The sequence below is a fragment of the Gordonia rhizosphera NBRC 16068 genome (assembly GCF_000298195.1).
Taxonomy (GTDB): domain Bacteria; phylum Actinomycetota; class Actinomycetes; order Mycobacteriales; family Mycobacteriaceae; genus Gordonia; species Gordonia rhizosphera.
Genome location: NZ_BAHC01000247.1, coordinates 1 through 19379 on the forward strand (window position 1 = coordinate 1; position 19379 = coordinate 19379).

The following is a 19379-nucleotide window of genomic DNA, read 5'->3' on the forward strand; positions in this document are numbered from 1 at the left end:
AACCAACGGCACCTGGACACTGGCCACAACGTAAGCTGGGCCCGCCGAGGCACAGTCCAGGTGGACAAATCCGCACAGTAGAAACCACAGGTCGACTCGGACCCTTATTCAGCAGGCTCCTAGCCACGCTGGAGCCGTTCGAGGACCAGTGGGAGTACCTCTCCACCTTGGAGCGCCTGACCCCGAAGCAGGTCACGACGCTCGCCTCGGCGCTCCGGGAGCCGACGGTCGGAGCACGCGTCGACCGTGCCCAGCCCGCCCGGTCGACCAAGACCCAACCGAATCCGGCACCGATCGTGCACCTGAGTCTGGACGGCACCGTGAGGATTCCGGGCTCGGAGCTGAGCCCGTCCCTGTGTGCGACCTTGAAACACGCGGCCTCCACCTTCAACCCCGAGTTCTACGACCGCCAGCGTCGCCGCCAATCGACGTGGAACGTCCCGCGCATCATCACCTCCTACGACGAGACGCTCGACGACCACCTTGTCCTACCCCGGGGCTTACGCGACACGGCAGCGCGACTCATCGAGGGAGCCGGCAGCACGGTCGAGGTCGACGACAAGCGAGCCTCAGGAGATCCTTTGGACCTCACGCCGACCTTCGATCTCAGGCCAGAGCAGCAGGAAGCGGTGGAGGCGGTGCTACCGCACGAGTTGGGTGTCTTGGTCGCTCCACCCGGCTCTGGGAAGACCGTCATGGCCTGCGCCGTCATCGCCCAGCGAACCGTTTCCACGCTCGTGCTGGTCGACCGCAAGACGCTCGCCGATCAGTGGCGCCGCGCGATCACGGGCCTCCTCGGCCTCAAACCGGGGCAACTCGGCGGCGGTCGATCCAAGCTCACCGGCGTCGTCGACATCGCCACCCTGCAGACACTCGCTCGACGGCATGATCTCACAGAGAAGCTGGGCAGCTACGGACAAGTCATCGTCGACGAGTGCCACCACGTCCCCGCGGCCGCGTTCGAAACGGCCGTGCGCGCCATCCCTGCGCGCCATGGCTCGGGCTCACCGCCACGCCCTACCGGCGCGACGGCCTGGATGACCTGATCGGATTTCAGCTCGGCCCGGTCCGCCACACCTTTACCCACGCCGACCCCGACACCCTCGAAGGCGCCAGCGCCGACCGGCCGCGGCCCGTGCTCGTTGTCCACGCCACGTCCTTCCAGCTCGAAGACCCAGTCGACCTGTCGGTCCCGGGCGCCATCGCTGGGGTCCACGGCGCGCTCGCCGAGGACGACGCGCGCAACGGGCAGATCCTCACCGACGTGGCAGAGGCGCTCGGGCGCGGCCGGCACTGCCTCGTTCTCGCCCAGCGAACCAGCCACGTCGATTACCTCTCAGCGTCACTGAACGAACGAGGCATGGAACCGGTCGTCCTCAAGGGCGGCATGGGCGCCAGACAGCGCGCGTCCGCCAACGAACTGCTTGTCCCTACCGATGGCGGTCCTCCGCTCCTCGTTGTCGCCACCGGCCATTTCGTCGGCGAGGGGTTCGACTGCCCAGCCCTCGACACCCTGTTCCTCGCCGGCCCAGTCTCGTTCAAGGGACGCCTCGTCCAGTACGCCGGCCGCATCCTCCGCGCCCATCCGGGCAAGCAGACCGCCGAGGTCCACGACTACTACGACATCGATGTGCCGGTGCTGGCGGCCGCGCTCACCAAGCGCGCACCCGGCTACCTCAGCCTCGGATTCCCGGACCCCCGCAAGCTCGCCTGAGCCCTCCGCAAGGTCAGAGCACTCAGTTCGTGTCGGGTCACGGCGACCGGATCAGCTTCGACAGGGTCAGGTCCCGGCGGACTTTCGTTCATCGGCCTGCACGTCGTCGGTGTGCGGCGGCCCTCCCACATCGGTGGGGTCGACCGAATCGGTCCCCTCGTCGAACGCCTGGTCCGGCTCGGGATGGTCGGTGTCGAAGGTCTTCGGCAGCTTGCGGAGCTGGCGGTTCATCGACCGGATCAGCAGTGCGGTCGCCACCAGGAGCACGATGATGATGAGCAGCCCGAGCGGCGACGCCTTGCCGAACTCCGGGCCCTCGGGTTCCTGAGCGGCGAGCACCTGCAGGCCGGTGACCAGCTGCGTCGGGATATCAGCACTCATCGTCCCTCGATTCCGGCGAAGAGGTCGGTCTCGGGGATCGAGGTGTGCACGCGGGTGCGTGCGAGTTCGAACTCCTCGGTCGGCCACAGCCGTTGCTGCCACTCGAGCGGGACCTTGAAGAACACGCCGTTCGGATCGATCTGGGTGGCGTGGGCCCGAAGCGCGTCGTCACGCTGCGGGAAGTACTTGGCGCACTCGATCTGGGTAGTGATCCGGCCCATCAGATCGCCGCGGCTCGGGTCCCAGTTGCTCAGCCATTCGGCGAACGGACTCTCTTCTCCGTTGCGCGCGAACTCGTCGGAGAACAGGACCATGCGGTCACGGATGAAGCCGTGTGTGTAGTAGAGCTTGGACACCGTCCACGGTTCCCCGGCCTCGGGGTGGGCCTGCGGGTCACCCGCGCGCTCGAACGCGGCCACCGAGACCTCGTGGTCGCGGATGTGGTCGGGATGCGGGTATCCGCCGTGCTCGTCGTAGGTGATCATCACGTGCGGCCGGAACTCCCGGACCACTTGGACGAGCGCCTCGATCGGCGCCTCGATGTCGATCGCCGCGAACGAACCCTCCGGCACAGGGGGCCGCGGGTCGCCCTCGGGCAGTCCCGAGTCGACGAACCCGAGCCACATCTGGTTGACACCGAGCGCCGCGGCCGCGGCCGCCATCTCTTCCTTGCGGATCTCGCTCATCCGCTCCTTGACCCCCGGACGGTCCATCGCGGCATTCAGGATGTCGCCGCGTTCACCCCCGGTCAGGGTGACCACGAGGACCTCATGCCCTTCGGCCGCGTATTTGGCGGACGTCGCGGCACCCTTGCTGGACTCGTCATCGGGGTGAGCATGCACCGCCATCAGACGGAGACCGGCATGGGGTCCACCTGTGTGAGATTCGGTCACGCTTCCTCACCTTCGGATCGCTACTCCTCCCATGGTAGGTATTGACGCGTGAACAGTTCAGACGGGGGTTCGGACGTCGTGGGCGACCGGCCGCGCAGCGGACCGCGGGCGACGTATCCGACGGCCCGACCGGCCGACAGCCGCCGACGGTGGTTCGTCGGCCTGTCCGTCCTCGTCGTCGTGGCCGGCGTCGCGATCGCTTGGCTCGGCTACACCAAGTTCGCCGGCTCCGACGTCACCGGCGAGGTCACCGGCTACGAGATCCTGAATCCGTCGACGGTGGCGGTGCAGTTCACCCTCACCCGCAAAGATCCGGCCCAACAGGTCGCCTGCGTGGTGCGTGGGCGTTCGAAGGACGGCGACGAGACCGGCCGGCGCGAGATCCTCATCCCGTCCGGGACCCAGACCCAGACCGGTGTCCGCACCGAGGTCGCCACCTCTAGGCCACCGGTGATCGGTGAGGTCTTCGGATGTACGGCGAACGTGCCGGCCTACCTCACCTCGTCGACGACGTGACGACGACGACCCGCGACCGGGCGGCCTTCGCGACCGTCTCGAGTCCCTACTACGCGTTCCTGGTGGCTGCCTTCGTGGGCGTGATGCTCATCAGCAACATCACCGGCACCAAGGGTGTCGTGCTGTTCGACGACTGGCTGAACGTCTCACTCGGGCCGATCCAGATGCACGGTCTGGTCACCGACGGTGCGTTCTACCTGTTCCCGCTCGCGTACGTGCTGGGCGACGTGATCAGCGAGGTCTACGGCTTCCGGGCGATGCGCCGCGCGATCTTCGCCGGCTTCGCGATCCTGCTGTTGGCCTCGCTGTGTTTCTGGCTGACCATCCTGCTGCCCGACGCCGACTTCTACACCGGGCAGGAGGCCTTCCGCACCGTCGCCGGCGTCGTACCGCAGTTCCTGCTCGCCGGTCTCGCCGGTTATCTGGCCGGCGAGTTCCTGAACTCGTTCGTGCTCGTGAAGATGAAGCAGCGCGAGGGCGAGCGTCGCCTCTGGGTGCGCCTAATCGGTTCGACCGTGGTCGGCGAGTTCGCCGACACGCTCGTTTTCTGCTCGATCGCGGCGTCGGCTCTGGGTATTTCCACGTGGGGTGATTTCGTCAACTACACCGTCGTCGGATTCGTGTGGAAGACGTTGGTGGAGATAGTGATCATGCCGGTCACGTACTGGGCGTGCGGGTGGTTGAAACGCCGCGAACCGAGCTACCAGGAAGCACTCGCACTGACCCGCACCGACGGTGTCGGGGTGCCGTAACGCTCGATGACTGGTAGTCTGTATCGATACACGGCTCCGCAAGGGGTCGTGTTGCTGCATTTAGAGCAGTCCATATGCCCAGGTGAAGACTTCGCCTGGGTGCGCGGACAACACAAAGGAGTAACCGATGACCGACACACAGGTGACATGGCTGACGCAAGAGTCGCATGACCGCCTCAAGGGCGAGCTGGACTCTCTGATCGCCAACCGCCCGGTCATTGCTGCTGAGATCAACGAGCGCCGCGAAGAGGGCGACCTCAAGGAGAACGGCGGCTACCACGCCGCACGCGAAGAGCAGGGCCAGCAGGAAGCGCGGATCCGCCAGTTGCAGGAACTGCTGAACAACGCGAAGGTCGGCGAGGCACCCACACAGTCTGGTGTCGCGCTGCCCGGGTCGGTCGTGACCGTCTACTACGACGGCGACGAGAGCGACAAGGAGACCTTCCTCATCGCGACCCGCGAGGAAAGCGCCAAGGACGCCTCCATCGAGACCTACTCACCGAGCTCCCCGCTCGGTGCTGCGCTCATCGACGCCAAGGTCGGCGAGACCCGCGAATACACCGTGCCCAGCGGCGCGGTGGTCAAGGTGACCCTGGTCAGCGCCGAGCCGTACCACAGCTGATCTGAGCGGCAAGCACACCGAAAACTCCCGCAAACACACAGAGTCTTGTGTGTTTGCGGGAGTTTTGCGTGTTTCTGGGCGGAAACCGGCTCCGTGGCCATCCATGCACAGCGAACGCACAGCCATGGGCCAGATCGTCTTCAACCTGCGGGTTCATCCTCGAAATATGAGAAAGCTCACTCGCACCCAGACCACCGTCCCACTGATCGTCCTCGACGACGATCCCGCAGTCGCAGACCACGCGCGAGCGCTGTTCGCCCAGAACGTCCCGGTCGCCGTCGTCAGCAGCCAGTACTCGACCGTCGTGCCGTTCATGCTCGGCAACAACGGCTATACCGTTGCGCTGGTCGCCGACGTCGACGATCCCGACCAGCTTGCCGAAGCCATCGTGATCGTCGAACGCCGCCTCGGGCGCGTCGGTTCGGTCGTGCGCTACGCAGCCGATCTGCCGGCGGTCACGGCTCGGCGTTCCGCGGTTTCGGCCGCCTGACGCCTCGGTAAACCGACGACCACCCAGGCCACCGCGATCGCGACGCCGACCGCCACCACGTCCAGTAGATAGTGGTTGGCCGTCCCGACGACCACGAAGACCGTCACGATCGGGTAGAGCACCCCGACGACGCGCACCCACGTCCGGCGCGCGTGCAGCACGATCATCAGGCCGCACCAGATGGCCCAGCCCGCGTGCAGCGAGGGCATGGCCGCGAACTGATTCGTGAACGACTCCGGGCCCGGGGAACCCGACTCGGCCCACCAGCCCCACGTCGCGGTCTGCGCCCCGATGTCGACATAGCCGTGATACATCCGCGGCGGAGCCGTCGGTATCAGGTAGAACCCGGCCAGCGCGATGAGCGTGGTCACCGCCAGCACGAGCGACGCCTTCCGGTACCCGATGCCGATTCGGGGGACTCCCTCGGCGTGCCGGTGCCGCGAGTACAACCAGATCGCGACGCCGATCGTCACCCACCAGTGCAGTGTGTTGTAGTAGAGCGCGCTCGCGTCCGCGACGAATGAGTGCTCCTGCACCCACCGATTGATCGATAGCTCGACATCGATGTGCAGGGACCGCTCGATCTCCAGAATCGTCGATCCGTTGCCGAACGAGCGGGCGACGTCCGTACCGCCGAGGTTGCGGACGAAGGTGTAGATCTCGTAGAGGCCGACGACGAGGATCATCTCGACCCACCAACGAGGCTGAGCGAAGAACTCCGTCGCCCGCGCCGGCAGGCCACGCACGACGCGGCCCACCCGGGACGTGGCAGGCAGATTCCGCGTCTCCGGCCGTTGCTGCGAGCTTACGGACATCGACCCCCCTAATGGCCCTCTCAGCGAAGCGGTTGCACAGTTCAACCGAGTATTACCTCGGAGTAGTCCCCGAACAACTCCGCGTTCATCTTGAGTTTGCGCACACTTTGTCACATTCGACGGCGCCACGCCGAAACGAGCACCGTTTCCATGCACCATGCCGGTGCCCATGACAGGCCATGTAAGACCGACGACAGCGCACGCGGGCACGCTCGTCGGCATGACAGAAACCACCGCTGCCGGCCTCGCGATCGATGCGCGCGGGCTGGTGAAACACCTCGGATCCACCCGCGCCGTCAACGGTGTGGACCTGACCGTACCGACCGGATCGGTCTACGGCGTGCTCGGCCCGAACGGGGCCGGGAAGACGACGACGGTGAGCATGCTCGCAACACTCCTGCGCCCGGATTCGGGCCGCGCCACGATCTTCGGTTACGACGTCGTCGAGGACGCGGTCGCCGTACGATCACTGGTCGGTGTGACCGGACAGTACGCGTCGGTCGACGAAGACCTCACCGCGATGCAGAACCTCATCCTGTTCGCGCGGCTGCTCGGCTTCTCACGTCCGGCGGCCCGCTCGCGCGCCGGCGAACTCCTCGAGGAGTTCGCTCTGACCGAAGCGGCCAATCGCCCGCTGAAGGAGTTCTCCGGCGGCATGCGCCGGCGCCTCGACCTCGCCGCAAGCCTGATCGACACGCCTGCGCTGCTGTTCCTCGACGAACCGACGACCGGCCTCGACCCGCGCACCCGCGCCCAGATGTGGCAGACCATCCGCGATCTGGTCGCCCACGGATCCACGGTGCTGCTGACGACGCAATACCTCGACGAGGCCGATCAGCTCGCCGATCGCATCGCGGTCATCGACCACGGAGTGGTGATCGCCGACGGCACCGCCGACGAACTCAAGCACTCGGTCGGGGCCAGCACCCTGCAGCTGGTCCCGGTCGATCAGGCAGATGCCCCGCGGGTCTGCGACATCGTGGAATCCGTGCTGGGTGAGACCGCAAGTCTCAGCCCCGAGGCCGGTCGCGTGGCGGTCGGGCTGTGCAAACCCGACCTCGTACCCGACGTGCTCATCGCGTTGCGCGAGCACCACATCGCCATCGACGAGATCAACGTGCAGAAACCGAGCCTCGACGAGGTGTTCCTGACCATCACCGGAAAACCCGCCGACCCCGACACCAGCACAAACGACGAGGAGGCCGCCTGATGACCGCCACCACCATCGACGACACCGCCACCGGCGTCGCGATCACGACCCGGGCCGCGCGTCCGAGCGCGAAGACCACGATCAGCCTCGCCGAAACGGCCCGGCAGTGCCTGTCCATGGCCTACCGGGGTGTGCTGAAGATCCGGCACAACCCCGAGCAGCTCTTCGACGTCACGATCCAGCCGATCATCTTCACGCTGATGTTCACCTACATCTTCGGTGGGGCGATCAGCGGCAACGTCCAGGACTATCTGCCGGTCATCATCCCGGGCATCCTGGTGCAGACCGTCGTGATGACCTCCATCGTCACCGGCACCCAGCTGCGGGAGGACATGGACAAAGGGGTCTTCGACCGGTTCCGGTCGCTACCGATCGCCCGGATCAGTCCGCTCGCGGGTGCACTGCTCGCCGACGTCATCCGCTACCTCGTCGCCACCGTGCTCACGGTCGTCATGGGAGTGCTGATGGGCTGGCGCCCGGATTTCTGGGGCGTGGTCGCCTCGGCACTGCTGGTGATGGTGTGCAGCTTCGCCGTCTCGTGGATCTTCGCGCTGATGGGATGTCTGATGAGCAAGGCCTCGGCGGTGCAGGGCATCTCGATGCTCATCATGTTCCCGCTGACCTTCATGTCGAACGCCTTCGTGCCGGTCGACACCATGCCCGGGTGGCTACAGGCCTTCGTCAAGGCGAATCCCGTGAGCCATCTGGTCACCGCGGTGCGTGAGCTGACCGCCACCGGCCACGCCGGCATGCACGTGGTCTGGGCCCTGCTCGGGGCGGCGGCCATCACGGCGTTGTTCGCCCCGCTTGCGGTGCGCGCCTATATGCGCAACACGTGACTCATCGACGACCCGCACGGCTCTGCGGCGCCAAGATGGTCCGGATCTCGTCGACCGCTTGGCGCCGCGTCAGCATCCGCACCTCCTCAACCAGCGATTCCCATTCCACAGCCGTCAATCCGGCGATGTCCGGCAAGCGGGAACGGGTGGCGTACAGCGCCGGGAAGTCCTGCCGGGCCCCGACTCGCCCGGCGATGGCGAGCAGGCGCCGACCGTCGCGGCTTCCCGGCTCCCGTTCGCAGAGCAGGTAGCCGACCGCCATCGCCATCGACCCGGCCTGGGCCTGGTCGAACCAGATGACCGGTCCGACGGTCGGATTGACCCCGTCGGCCAGCATCGTCAAGAACTCCGAGGCCCGGTCGAGTTCGCCCGCCCTCGTCAGCCCCACCATCGCGGTACTCACCAGCAGGGCCACGCCGGGGTCCTGGGCCCCCAGCGGGTGGTCTCGTTCGATCAGATGCGCGGCACGCCGATAGATCTCGGCGCTGCGCGCGACATCGCCGTGTGCATACTCGAGTTCGGCGAGGCTGATCATCATTCCGCCGATCACCTCGGGATTGCCCTGAGGGTCCGGATCGGACGGTTCCCAACCGCCGCCGACGATCTCGAGTTCCGTGGCGGCCTCGTCAAGTCGTCCGAGCGCCACCAGCACGGCAGCCAGGTACGACCGGGTCTGGAACTCGTCGTCGCGGGCACCGAGCCGGGCGAGGTTTCCGACCGCCTCGCGGTAGTACTCGAGCGCGGCCCCCCACTGCGCTCGCTGCCCGTAGATGGCACCGATCGCGATGTTGGTCATCGCTCCCATCCACTCGTTGTTCTCGCCCCGTGCGAGAGCATGCAGGGCCAGCCCGTCTGCCAGCGCGCGGTCGAGGTTGCCAAGATTCTCGCGGAAGTTCATGCGGATCGTCAGGCCGGCGGATCTCACCTGATCGTTGGCGGCTCTCGTGGAACGACTGACGAATCGCATGGCGGAACGGGGATTTCGACTCACGGCACAGGCCGACAACAACTCCGTCGGTTCGTCGAACACCCGATCCGGCCGATGCAGCAACCGGGTGTGGTAGCGGGCCCGCGCGACCAGCCGCAGGTCGTGCCGCATCGCGAGATGTGCCATCGATGCGAGCAGGGTGGCCTGCCACCGGCGACGAGTCTCATCGTCGGGATCGCGGGGCGGCCGGGGCAGTACCGGGATGAGCCGCGCACCCCACGCCATCACCTCACCGTGCAATCCGCGACCCATCCAGAACCCGCCGAGCACAGGGAAGACCGAGACGACGGTGCGCACCGCGTCGAGGGACCGCGCGGTGTCGGCGCCGGAGATCGCCTCGACGCATCGCCGCAGCACCCAGACGAGGTTCTCGGCATCCGCGGCGATCCCGGCGAACAACCCTTCGTCGACCGCGACCCCGAAGCGGAATTCGGCTCGTGCGGCGAACTCTCGTGCCCAGCGCCACATCGCCGAGTCGAGGTCGTCGGATTCGGCAGGGTCGGATGACCGCGTGAGCATCTCCTCGCCGAACTCACGGACCATCTCCAGCATGCGGTAGCGGATGTGCCCGTCGGCCTCGATCACCGACAGCAACGACTGGTTGACCAGGGCCGCGAGGGAGTCGTCGAGCCGGACGCCATCGTGTCCTACGACGATTGCGGCCGCATCCGTGGTGACGCCGGCCGGGAATCGGCACAGTCGGCGCATCGCCTGTCGCGCGTCCGGTTCCAGCAGATCCCAGCTCCACTCGATCACGGCGAAGAGGGTGCGATGCCGGTCGGGCGCGGTCCGGTCGGACCCGCGCAACAGCGCGAAGCGTTCGACGAGGCGTGCGGAGATCTGTGCAACGGTCATGGTGCGGATACGAGCCGCCGCGAGTTCGATCGCCAATGGAATGCCGTCGAGATGTACGCAGAGCCCCGCAACCTCCTCCCGCGGCAGGCGGGCATCGGGCCGGACCGCGAGCGCCCGTCGCTCGAACAGTTCGACCGCGGCGCCGTCGAGTCCGACGTCGAGCACGGGTAGCTGGTAGATCTGTTCGGCCGCCAGCATCAGCGGGGACCGACTGGTCGTGACGATCGACAGTTGCGGCTCGACCGTCAGCAGGTCGGTGGCGACGCGGGCACAGCGTTCGACGACCTGCTCGCAGTTGTCGAGGATGAGCACCGCTCGCTGGCCACGTACCGCGTCGACGAGCCGGTCGGCGAGATCCCCGACGGCCAGACGGGGCCGCCCACCGCTGCCGATGTCGGTCTCTCCGACCCCGAGCGCGGCCGCGATGGCGGCCACCACGTCGTCGTCGTTGCGGATCGGCGCGAGCGGCACATAGAAGACGGGCCGCCCGGTGTCGGCCATCGCGTCCCCGACCCGGTGGGCGACCCGCGTCTTGCCGACGCCGCCGGGCCCCTGAACGGTGACGAGGCGATGGCGGTCCAGTAGCCCGACGATCGCCGCGATGTCATCGTCGCGGCCGATCAGATCCGATGCGTCGACCCTGAGTCCGACGGTGCGAGCCCGGGTGGTCTTCGATGACCGACCGGATGCGTCGGGGCTGGTGTCGACCGCCGCGGGGCCGTTCTCGGTGGCGACGAGTTCGGTGGCGACGAGTTGGGCGTGGAGCGCGACCGCCGGTGCCCCCGGGTCGACGCCGAGTTGCTCGGACAGCGTCCGCCGCAATCGCGCGAACGCGGCCAACGCGTCCGCGACCCGGCCCTCACCGGCCAGCGCACGCATCATGTCCACGTGCGCGGATTCGTCGAGAGGATCTGCGCGGCAACGCTTGTCGGCGATCTCCCGCGCCACTCGGTACTCCCCCGCCGCCAACGCCGCAGCAACCTGACATTGATCGATCTGCTCCTGCAAGTGCCCGGCGCGCCGACGCAGTTCCGCATGCAGGTCGTCACCGTCGTCGCCGAGGTCATCGCCGGGTGCCCCCCGCCACCATCGGGTCGCGCGGCCGAGATCGTCGGTATCCGACGAGTCGACGAGGCCCGCGACGATATCGAGGTCGGTGCGGCACCCGACGAGCCGATATCCGTTTCCGACACCTTCGATCCGTGTGTGACCGAGAAGCGGCCGCAGACGGGAGATCTGGGTGTGCAGTGCCGACGCGGGTGACCGCGGCGGACGGTCACCCCACACATCGTCGATGAGTCGATCCGCCGACCGGGCGCGTCCACCGGCGAGGGCCAGCGAGACGAGCAGGCGACGCGCACGGACTCCGGGCACGGACACCAACCCGTCCGGACCCCCACGCTCATCACCGACCGCGACCGGGCCCAACAGGCCGATCACGGTGACGCCGTCGGACACTTCGCCAGGTTAGCGCCACACCACCCACCGGGCGGCACATGACGTGTATGAATGGAATCCATGGCGCGCGACTACCCACTCGACGACATCGACCTGGGCTTCTTCGACACCGCCCCGGTCACCTACCGCATCGACGTGAACCTGCCCGTCTCCCCACAACGGGCGTGGGCAGAGCTGACCCGACAGAACACCCTGAACTGGTGTCGGGCGATCAAGGCCATCGAGTTCACCTCGCCACCGCCCTACGGCGTGGGCACGACGCGCAAGGCCTCGCTGGGACCGGGCTTCGCCGGGCTCTCCGAACACTTCTTCGTCTGGGACGAGGACCCGGAGACCGGCCACTACCGCAACGCCTTCCGTGCGGTGTCGGCGAGCACACCAGGACTGAGACGATTCGGCGAGGTGACCGAGGTCAAGCCCGCCGATGTCGGTTGCCGGATGATCTGGTCGTTCGCGCTCGAACTCGCCAGCTCCGCCAAGGCGGTCGTCGCGTTCTCCGGTCCCACGGCCAACTCGGTGTTCAAGACCATCGAGACCGACACCCTGCGCCACTTCGCGCATCTCACACCGCAGACCTGAGCACGCAGCGCGACATTCGCGTCATTCGCGCAGGAAACCCGCCTCCGACAACGCGCCGCACACCTCGCGCTGATGTTCGGGTCCTCGGGTCTCGACGCTGACGGTCACGGCCACCTCGTCGAGTTCGAGGCCGTTCGCGACCCGGGAGTGGACGACGTCGACGACGTTTGTCCCGAGGTCGCGGAGCAACTCGAGCAGCGCGATGAGACCTCCCGGACGGTCGGACACGGTCGCGCTCACGGTGAGGAATCGTCCGGCCGCGGTGAGCCCATGGGTGCTGACGTGACTCAGCAGCAATGGATCGATGTTGCCCCCGGAGGCGACGACGCACACCCGACCCGACAGGTCCACTGCGCCGCTCATGATCGCGGCGACCCCGGCCACCCCGGCCGGCTCGACGACCAGTTTCGCCCGCTCGAGCATGAGCAGCAGTGCGGTGCTGAGGGATTCCTCGTTCACGGTGACCACGGCGTCCACGAACCGGCTGACGTGCGCGAACGGGATGTCGCCCGGACGTGCGACGGCGATCCCGTCGGCGATGGTATTCATTGCGGTCACCGCGATCGGGTGACCCTGCGCCAGCGACCGCGGCCAGGCGGCGGCTTCGGCGGCCTGCACGCCGACGACGGTGACGTCGGGGCGCCGCGGTTTGACCGCCGCCAGGATTCCGGCCAGCAGTCCGCCCCCGCCCAGCGGCACGACGATCGCGTCGACATCGGGGAGCTGTTCGAGGATCTCGACTCCCACCGTCGCCTGCCCGGCGACGATGTCGAGGTGATCGAACGGATGGATGAGCACCGCGCCGGTCTCCTCGGCGTATCGTCGAGCGGCGACCAGCGCCTCGTCGACAGTAGTGCCTTCGAGGACCACTTCGGCGCCGTAGGCTTTCGTCGCAGCGATCTTCGGCAGCGCGGCGCCGGTCGGCATGTAGACGCGGGCGGTGATGCCCAACTGCGTGGCCGACCACGCGACGCCCTGAGCATGATTGCCGGCGCTGGCCGCCACCACCCCGCGGACGCGTTCCTCGGGGGTCAGCCGAGAGATCCGCAGATACGCGCCCCGCGGTTTGAATGATCCCGTGCGCTGCAGGTTCTCGCACTTGAGCCACACATCGCAGCCGATGCGCTCGGACAAGGTGCGCGAGGCGATCATCGGGGTGCGGCGCATGACGCCGGACAGATCGCCCACCGCGCCGTCGATGTCGGCCTGCGTCAACAGCATGGCCGGGACGCTAACTCAGCGCGTTCTCGAGATCGCCGAGGATGTCACCGATGTCCTCGATGCCGACCGACAGCCGGACCAGGTCGGCGGGCACCTCGAGCAGCGAGCCCGCCGTCGACGCATGGGTCATCGCACCCGGATGCTCGATGAGGGACTCGATGCCGCCGAGCGATTCGGCCAGCGTGAACACCTCGGTGCGCGCACAGAACTCCATCGCGGCGGCCTGGCCACCCTTGACCCGCACCGAGACCATCCCCCCGAACCGGCGCATCTGCTTGCCCGCCACATCGTGGCCGGGGTGCGTCGGCAGACCCGGGTACAACACGGAGTCGATCTTGGGATGCGACGACAGGAACTCGACGACCTGCTCGGCGTTGTCGCAGTGTCGGTCCATGCGGACGGCGAGGGTCTTGATCCCCCGCATGGTGAGGTAGGCGTCGAACGGGCCCGGGACGGCGCCGGCACCGTTCTGCAGGAAGGCCACCGCCGCGTCGAGTTCCTCGTCGTTGGTGACCAGCGCACCGCCGACGACGTCGGAGTGCCCGCCGAGGTATTTGGTCGTGGAGTGCAGCACCACGTCCGCCCCCAGGGTGAGCGGTTGCTGCAGGTAGGGCGAGGCAAAGGTGTTGTCCACCACCAGTTTCGCACCGGCGTCGTGGGCCACCGCGGCGAGCGCCTCGATGTCGCCGACGTTGAGCAGCGGGTTGGTGGGGGTCTCGATCCAGACCAGCTTGGTGGCCGGGGTGATCGCGGCGCGGACGGCGTCGACGTCGGAGACCGGCGCCGCAGAGTAGGTGATCCCCCACTGCGAGAAGACCTTGTCGATGAGGCGGAAGGTGCCGCCGTACGCGTCGTTGGGGATCACCAGGTGATCTCCCGGACGCAGCGTGGCGCGCAGCAACGCATCGGTCGCCGCCATGCCGGAGGCGAATCCTCGTCCGAGGGTCCCCTTTTCGATGGCCGCGACGTTGGCCTCGAGCACCCGACGGGTCGGGTTGCCGGTGCGGGAGTATTCGAATCCGTCGCGCAGGTTACCGACGCCGTCCTGGGCGAAGGTGGAGCTGGCGTAGATCGGGACGTTGACCGCACCGGTACGCGGGTCGGGTTCGTAGCCGGCGTGGATCGCCCGGGTGGAGAACCCTTGCCAACGAGTCGAATCCGCTGCACTGCGCTGTTCGCTCACGAGAGGTGGCTCCTATCCGACGATTGGGTGGGTGCTGACGAACGCCAGCAGATCGTGACGGGTGATGACCCCGATGGGCTTGCCTTCCTCGACGACCATCAGCGCGTCACATTCACTCAGCGCCTTGGTCGCCGCCGAGATCGGTTCACCGGAACCGATGAGCGGGAACGGGTCCCCCATGTGCGCCGACACCGGGTCGGCCAGGCTGGCCCGGCCCTCGAAGACCGCGCTGAGCAGGTCACGTTCGGTGACCGCACCCGCGACCTCACCGGCCATCACCGGGGGCTCGGCCCCGACCACCGGCATCTGCGAGACGCCGTATTCACGGAGGATCTCGATGGCATCGCGAAGTGTCTCCTGCGGATGGGTGTGCACCAGATCGGGCAGCGCACCGTCCTTGCCGCGCAACACATCTCCGACGACGGGTTCGGCGGTGTGGGAGTCGAGCGGGGTGCGCAGGAAGCCGTAGCTGCTCATCCACTCATCGTTGAAGATCTTGGACATGTAGCCGCGGCCACCGTCGGGCAGCAGCACCACGACCAGCGAATCGGGCCCTTCGCGCTCGGCGACCTTCAGTGCCGCCACGACCGCCATGCCGCACGAACCACCGACCAGCAGCCCCTCCTCGCGCGCCAGCCGGCGGGTCATGTCGAAGGAGTCGGCGTCGGAGACCGCGATGATCTCGTCCGGGATCGACGGGTCGTAGGCGGCGGGCCAGAAGTCCTCGCCGACACCCTCCACCAGGTACGGGCGCCCAGAGCCGCCGGAGTAGACCGAGCCCTCGGGGTCGACACCGACCACCTTCACCTTGCCGTCGGAGACCTCCTTGAGGTAGCGGCCGGTGCCGGTGATGGTGCCTCCGGTGCCCACGCCGGCGACGAAGTGCGTGACCTTGCCGTCGGTATCACGCCAGATCTCCGGACCGGTGGTCTCGTAGTGGCTCTGCGGGCCGGCCGGGTTCGAGTACTGATCGGGCTTCCAGGCGCCGTCGATCTCACGGACCAGCCGATCGGAGACGCTGTAGTAGCTGTCGGGATGCTCGGGCGGGACCGCGGTCGGGCAGACCACCACCTCCGCGCCGTACGCCTTCAGGACGTTGCGCTTGTCCTCGGCGACCTTGTCGGGGCACACGAACACGCACTTGTATCCGCGCTGCTGCGCGACCAGGGCCAGACCGACGCCGGTGTTGCCCGAGGTCGGCTCGACGATCGTCCCGCCGGGCTTGAGCGCTCCGGACTTCTCGGCGGCATCGACCATCCGGACCGCGATCCGGTCCTTGCTGCTGCCTCCCGGGTTGAGGTATTCGACCTTGGCCGCGACCAGGCCCGAACCGGGTTTGGTCACCGAGTTGAGCTTGACCAGCGGGGTGTTGCCCACGAGGTCGACGACATGATCTGCGATGCGCATGCGTCCATCGTCGCAGAGGCGTGCAAACGCCTCGAACCCGGACCGAGACTGGAGACTATCCTGGCATCCGTGTCCGAAGACGAGTCGTCGCGTACCCGGGTCACGATGATCAACAATCGCTTGCTGCGTGACGTCGGCGCGACCGTGGCGGCGACCGCCGCGAGCGCGGGCGCCTCCTGGGCAGCCTACAACTATCTGAACAATCAGGCTCACACGGCGCGCACGGTGATCCCGCACCGGACGGACAACGCACCCAACGGGGACGGTGTCTACCACCCCGACGGCACTGGTCCGCACCGATTCAACCGAGAAGACTCCGTCGACCTGTACGTCGTCGTCTTCGGCGATTCGACCGCCGCCGGCCTCGGCGCCGAGACCGCCGACGAGACGCCCGGCGTGCTGCTGGCCCGTCGGGTGGCGGCCGAGACGGGCCGCAGAATCCGCTACGGCAACAAGTCGATCGTGGGTGCGACCTCCAAGGGCCTGGCCGCCCAGATCGACGCGATGCTCATCACCCGCGAACGACCCGACGTCGCGGTCATACTGATCGGCGCCAACGACATCACCGCCCGCAACGGCATCAGCGCGTCGGCGCGCCGTCTCGGCCACGCCGTCCGCCTGCTCGATGACATCGGCGCGCAGGTCGTCGTCGGGACCTGCCCGGACTTCGGGGTGATCACCGCCATCCCGCAACCGCTGCGCACCGTCGTGCGGCGGTGGGGTCTGCGGCTCGCCGCCGCTCAGCGCGGCGCGGTGCGTGCGGCCGGCGGTCGTCCGGTGCCGCTCGCCGACCTGCTCGCCAAGGAGTTCCTCGCCAAACCCGAGCACATGTTCTCGCCGGACCGGTTCCACCCGTCGGCGGCGGGCTACGCGCTGGCCGCCGACCATCTGATCCCGGAAGTCCTCGCCGCGATCGGCGAGTGGGGCCCGGCCCCACTGCCGCAGCCGCCGGAGGTGTCCGAGGCGGTGGAAGGCGACCGCATCGTCAACCGGCTCCGTCGCGTGCTGCGCCTCGACGGGCGGGGCCGGTGGCTTCGGCCCCGATGCCGGAGAACGAGCAGGTGGTCGTCCCGACGGACTGAATACCCGGCACCGTCGTTCCGGGTGGTGCAGTAACGTGATCTGCATGCCTGATGCAGTCATCGTCGCCCACGCCCGCTCCCCCATCGGCCGCGCCGGAAAAGGATCCCTCAAGGACGTCCGCCCGGACGAACTGTCCCGCCAGATGGTCGCTGCGGCGCTGGCGAAGGTTCCGCAGCTCGATCCGACCGACATCGAGGACATCCACTGGGGTATCGGACAGCCCGGCGGTCAGGGCGGCTACAACATCGCCCGCGTCCTCGCCGTGGAACTCGGGTACGACCATCTGCCCGGCGTGACCATCAACCGCTACTGCTCGTCGTCGCTGCAGACCACGCGTATGGCCCTGCACGCCATCAAGGCGGGCGAAGCCGACGTGATCATCTCCGGTGGCGTCGAGAGCGTCTCCAGCATGGGGATCTCTGGCGGCGCCGACGGCCTGCCCAACTCGCAGAACCCGCTGTTCGACGACGCGATGGCCCGTACCGAGAAGGCCGCGGAGGGCGGCGCCCCTGCATGGCAGGATCCCCGCCAGGACGGGCTGATCCCCGACGTCTACATCGCCATGGGCCAGACCGCCGAGAATGTCGCAAGCCTCACCGGGATCTCCCGCGAGGATCAGGACCACTGGGGTGTGCGCAGCCAGAACCGCGCCGAGGAGGCGATCAAGTCCGGCTTCTTCGAGCGTGAGATCGACCCGGTCACGCTGGCCGACGGCACCACGGTGACCACCGACGACGGCCCGCGCGCCGGCACCACCTACGAGAAGGTGTCCCAGCTCAAGCCGGTCTTCCGTCCCGACGGCACGGTCACCGCCGGTAACGCCTGCCCGCTCAACGACGGTGCGGCGGCGCTGGTGATCATGAGCGACACCAAGGCCAAGGAGTTGGGGTTGACGCCGCTGGCACGCGTCGTCGCGACCGCGGCCACCGGGCTGTCCCCCGAGATCATGGGACTCGGCCCCATCGAGGCGATCCGCAAGGTGCTGCGGATCTCGGGCATGTCCTTGTCCGACATCGACCTCGTCGAGATCAACGAGGCGTTCGCCGTACAGGTGCTCGGCTCGGCGAACGAGCTCGGTATCGACCACGACAAGCTGAACGTCTCCGGCGGCGCGATCGCGCTCGGCCACCCCTTCGGCATGACCGGCGCTCGGATCACCACCACCCTGCTGAACAACCTGCAGACCCACGACAAGACCTTCGGCATAGAGTCGATGTGTGTCGGCGGCGGCCAGGGCATGGCGATGGTGCTCGAGCGCCTGAGCTAGCACCGCTGCTCGTTTCTCGCTCCCTCGCTATGTTCTCGCTCCTTCGGCCGAGGGAGCGAGAACGCAACGGGGGAGCGACAAGACAGAACCCCCGCATCACACGAACGATGCGGGGGTTCTCTTGTGGTCGGCTCTGGCCTACTCGGAGTTGAAGTAGCTCAGCAGGCGCAGGATCTCGATGTAGAGCCACACCAGGGTGACGGTGAGCCCGAGGGCCACACCCCATGCGGCGCGTGACGGAGCGCCGGCGCGGATGAGGCGGTCGGCGGCGTCGAAGTCGAGGAGGAAGCTGAACGCGGCCAGCGCGATGCAGACGAGCGAGAAGATGATCGCCAGCGGTCCGCCGTCGCGCAGACCAAAGCCCGCGCCGCCGTTGAACAGGCCGATGAGCAGGTTGCCCAGCATCAGCACGATGACGCCGATCATGCCCGCGAACAGCATGCGGGTGAAACGCGGGGTGACGCGGATGGCGCCGACCTTGTAGACGAGCAGCATGCCGAAGAAGACACCGAAGGTGCCGAGCACGGCCTGCCCGATCAGTGCCCCGGCCGAGGCGTCGCTGACCATCACATCGGCGAACACGAACGAGATCGAACCGACGAAGAGCCCCTCGAACGCCGCATACGCGAGAACGATCGCCGGGTTGTCCTGCTTGCGGCCGAACGAGGCGACCAGGACCAGGACGAGGCCGACGATGGCGCCGACGCCCATCAGCAGACCGGCGATACCCGGGTTGGACTGGGACAAGAAGTAGGCCACGATCGCCGTGGTGGTGAGCACACCCAGCGTCATCGCCGTCTTGGTGACGACATCGTCGATGGTCAGCTGACGGCTGACGGGCGGGGCCTGCTGCGTATACGGATCGGTCTGTTGCCCGAATTGATTCCACATGGCGCCCTGACCGGCGGCGGCCGATCCGGCGCCGAATCCGGCGTAGCCGGTCTGGTTATCGCGGACGACACCGCGCATAACCGGATTGCTGCTTTCTCGCACCTATGTGCTCCTTCTCGCTGTGTAGGTCTGCCGTGACAACCGGTACGGACTGACAACGGTACAAACTGACAACGGGCGCTGGGGCCCTCAGGTTCCGACTTTACCTTCTCTTG

19 protein-coding genes are annotated in these 19379 nt (G+C 67.5%); 11 read left to right on the forward strand and 8 right to left on the reverse strand.

Annotation, left to right across the window (positions count from 1 at the left end):
* Positions 1-167: 167 nt before the first annotated feature.
* Together GORHZ_RS29805 and GORHZ_RS31470 are read left to right on the forward strand one after the other, a co-directional pair.
* Positions 168-1046 carry a DEAD/DEAH box helicase family protein gene (locus GORHZ_RS29805; protein ID WP_006339465.1) on the forward strand — a complete coding sequence of 293 codons (879 nt, stop codon included), beginning with the start codon at positions 168-170 and terminating at the stop codon, positions 1044-1046.
* An 89-nt stretch (positions 1047-1135) separates the two neighbouring features.
* The gene (locus GORHZ_RS31470; protein WP_051999123.1) at positions 1136-1714 is read left to right on the forward strand and encodes a DEAD/DEAH box helicase; all 579 of its coding nucleotides are present in this window, start codon (positions 1136-1138) and stop codon (positions 1712-1714) included.
* A 66-nt stretch (positions 1715-1780) separates the two neighbouring features.
* Here the strand turns inward: GORHZ_RS31470 and GORHZ_RS28650 are convergent, their stop codons facing one another.
* Positions 1781-2095, reverse strand: a complete 315-nt coding sequence (locus GORHZ_RS28650) for a hypothetical protein (protein WP_006339467.1) — start codon at positions 2093-2095, stop codon at positions 1781-1783.
* Entirely contained in the window at positions 2092-2988 is an 897-nt protein-coding gene (gene mca, locus GORHZ_RS28655; RefSeq protein ID WP_006339468.1) for a mycothiol conjugate amidase Mca, read from the reverse strand. The genes GORHZ_RS28650 and mca overlap by 4 nt, the downstream gene beginning before the upstream one ends.
* A gap of 48 nt (positions 2989-3036) precedes the next feature.
* Between mca and GORHZ_RS28660 the strand changes: the two genes are divergently transcribed.
* The 4 genes from GORHZ_RS28660 to GORHZ_RS28675 all read left to right on the forward strand — a co-directional run bounded on the left by GORHZ_RS28660 (position 3037) and on the right by GORHZ_RS28675 (position 5368).
* On the forward strand, positions 3037-3504 hold the full coding sequence (locus tag GORHZ_RS28660; RefSeq protein ID WP_040533969.1) for a DUF4307 domain-containing protein: 468 nt from the start codon (positions 3037-3039) through the stop codon (positions 3502-3504).
* Entirely contained in the window at positions 3459-4256 is a 798-nt protein-coding gene (locus tag GORHZ_RS28665; protein ID WP_006339470.1) for a queuosine precursor transporter, read from the forward strand. Before GORHZ_RS28660 ends, GORHZ_RS28665 begins: the two co-directional genes overlap by 46 nt.
* Before the next feature lie 127 nt (positions 4257-4383).
* Positions 4384-4878, forward strand: a complete 495-nt coding sequence (greA, locus tag GORHZ_RS28670; RefSeq protein ID WP_006339471.1) for a transcription elongation factor GreA — start codon at positions 4384-4386, stop codon at positions 4876-4878.
* Between the two features lie 166 nt (positions 4879-5044).
* Positions 5045-5368 carry a hypothetical protein gene (locus GORHZ_RS28675; protein ID WP_040533970.1) on the forward strand — a complete coding sequence of 108 codons (324 nt, stop codon included), beginning with the start codon at positions 5045-5047 and terminating at the stop codon, positions 5366-5368.
* Here GORHZ_RS28675 and GORHZ_RS28680 read toward each other — a convergent pair.
* Positions 5311-6183 (reverse strand): phosphatase PAP2 family protein, encoded by an 873-nt coding sequence (locus GORHZ_RS28680; RefSeq protein WP_245551547.1) that lies wholly within the window; start codon positions 6181-6183, stop codon positions 5311-5313. The two genes, GORHZ_RS28675 and GORHZ_RS28680, sit on opposite strands and share 58 nt — an antisense overlap.
* Positions 6184-6403: 220 nt before the next feature.
* On the opposite strand from GORHZ_RS28680, the gene GORHZ_RS28685 reads away from it, so the two are divergent.
* Positions 6404-7393 carry a daunorubicin resistance protein DrrA family ABC transporter ATP-binding protein gene (locus tag GORHZ_RS28685; protein WP_006339474.1) on the forward strand — a complete coding sequence of 330 codons (990 nt, stop codon included), beginning with the start codon at positions 6404-6406 and terminating at the stop codon, positions 7391-7393.
* Complete coding sequence (locus tag GORHZ_RS28690) at positions 7393-8232, forward strand: ABC transporter permease (protein ID WP_006339475.1); 840 nt, start codon at positions 7393-7395, stop codon at positions 8230-8232. The genes GORHZ_RS28685 and GORHZ_RS28690 overlap by 1 nt, the downstream gene beginning before the upstream one ends.
* Position 8233: 1 nt before the next feature.
* Here GORHZ_RS28690 and GORHZ_RS28695 read toward each other — a convergent pair whose 3' ends face one another.
* Positions 8234-11533, reverse strand: a complete 3300-nt coding sequence (locus GORHZ_RS28695; protein ID WP_006339476.1) for an AfsR/SARP family transcriptional regulator — start codon at positions 11531-11533, stop codon at positions 8234-8236.
* A gap of 60 nt (positions 11534-11593) precedes the next feature.
* Between GORHZ_RS28695 and GORHZ_RS28700 the strand changes: the two genes are divergently transcribed.
* The gene (locus GORHZ_RS28700; RefSeq protein WP_006339477.1) at positions 11594-12112 is read left to right on the forward strand and encodes an SRPBCC family protein; all 519 of its coding nucleotides are present in this window, start codon (positions 11594-11596) and stop codon (positions 12110-12112) included.
* 21 nt (positions 12113-12133) lie between these two features.
* On the opposite strand, the gene ilvA is transcribed toward GORHZ_RS28700, so the two are convergent.
* Genes ilvA through GORHZ_RS28715 form a run of 3 tightly spaced genes read right to left on the reverse strand, consistent with a single transcriptional unit; the run spans position 12134 to position 15923 of the window.
* Positions 12134-13333: a threonine ammonia-lyase gene (gene ilvA / locus GORHZ_RS28705; RefSeq protein WP_006339478.1), complete on the reverse strand. Its 1200-nt coding sequence runs from the start codon at positions 13331-13333 to the stop codon at positions 12134-12136.
* A 10-nt stretch (positions 13334-13343) separates the two neighbouring features.
* Positions 13344-14516, reverse strand: a complete 1173-nt coding sequence (locus GORHZ_RS28710; protein ID WP_006339479.1) for a cystathionine gamma-synthase — start codon at positions 14514-14516, stop codon at positions 13344-13346.
* Between the two features lie 12 nt (positions 14517-14528).
* Positions 14529-15923, reverse strand: a complete 1395-nt coding sequence (locus GORHZ_RS28715; RefSeq protein ID WP_006339480.1) for a cystathionine beta-synthase — start codon at positions 15921-15923, stop codon at positions 14529-14531.
* A 105-nt stretch (positions 15924-16028) separates the two neighbouring features.
* On the opposite strand from GORHZ_RS28715, the gene GORHZ_RS28720 reads away from it, so the two are divergent.
* Positions 16029-17039 carry an SGNH/GDSL hydrolase family protein gene (locus GORHZ_RS28720; RefSeq protein ID WP_174347287.1) on the forward strand — a complete coding sequence of 337 codons (1011 nt, stop codon included), beginning with the start codon at positions 16029-16031 and terminating at the stop codon, positions 17037-17039.
* 10 nt (positions 17040-17049) lie between these two features.
* Positions 17050-18273 carry an acetyl-CoA C-acetyltransferase gene (locus tag GORHZ_RS28725; RefSeq protein ID WP_040533991.1) on the forward strand — a complete coding sequence of 408 codons (1224 nt, stop codon included), beginning with the start codon at positions 17050-17052 and terminating at the stop codon, positions 18271-18273.
* A 138-nt stretch (positions 18274-18411) separates the two neighbouring features.
* On the opposite strand, the gene GORHZ_RS28730 is transcribed toward GORHZ_RS28725, so the two are convergent.
* Positions 18412-19266, reverse strand: coding sequence for a Bax inhibitor-1/YccA family protein (locus GORHZ_RS28730; RefSeq protein WP_040533973.1), 855 nt, complete (start codon positions 19264-19266; stop codon positions 18412-18414).
* Between the last annotated feature and the right edge of the window lie 113 nt (positions 19267-19379).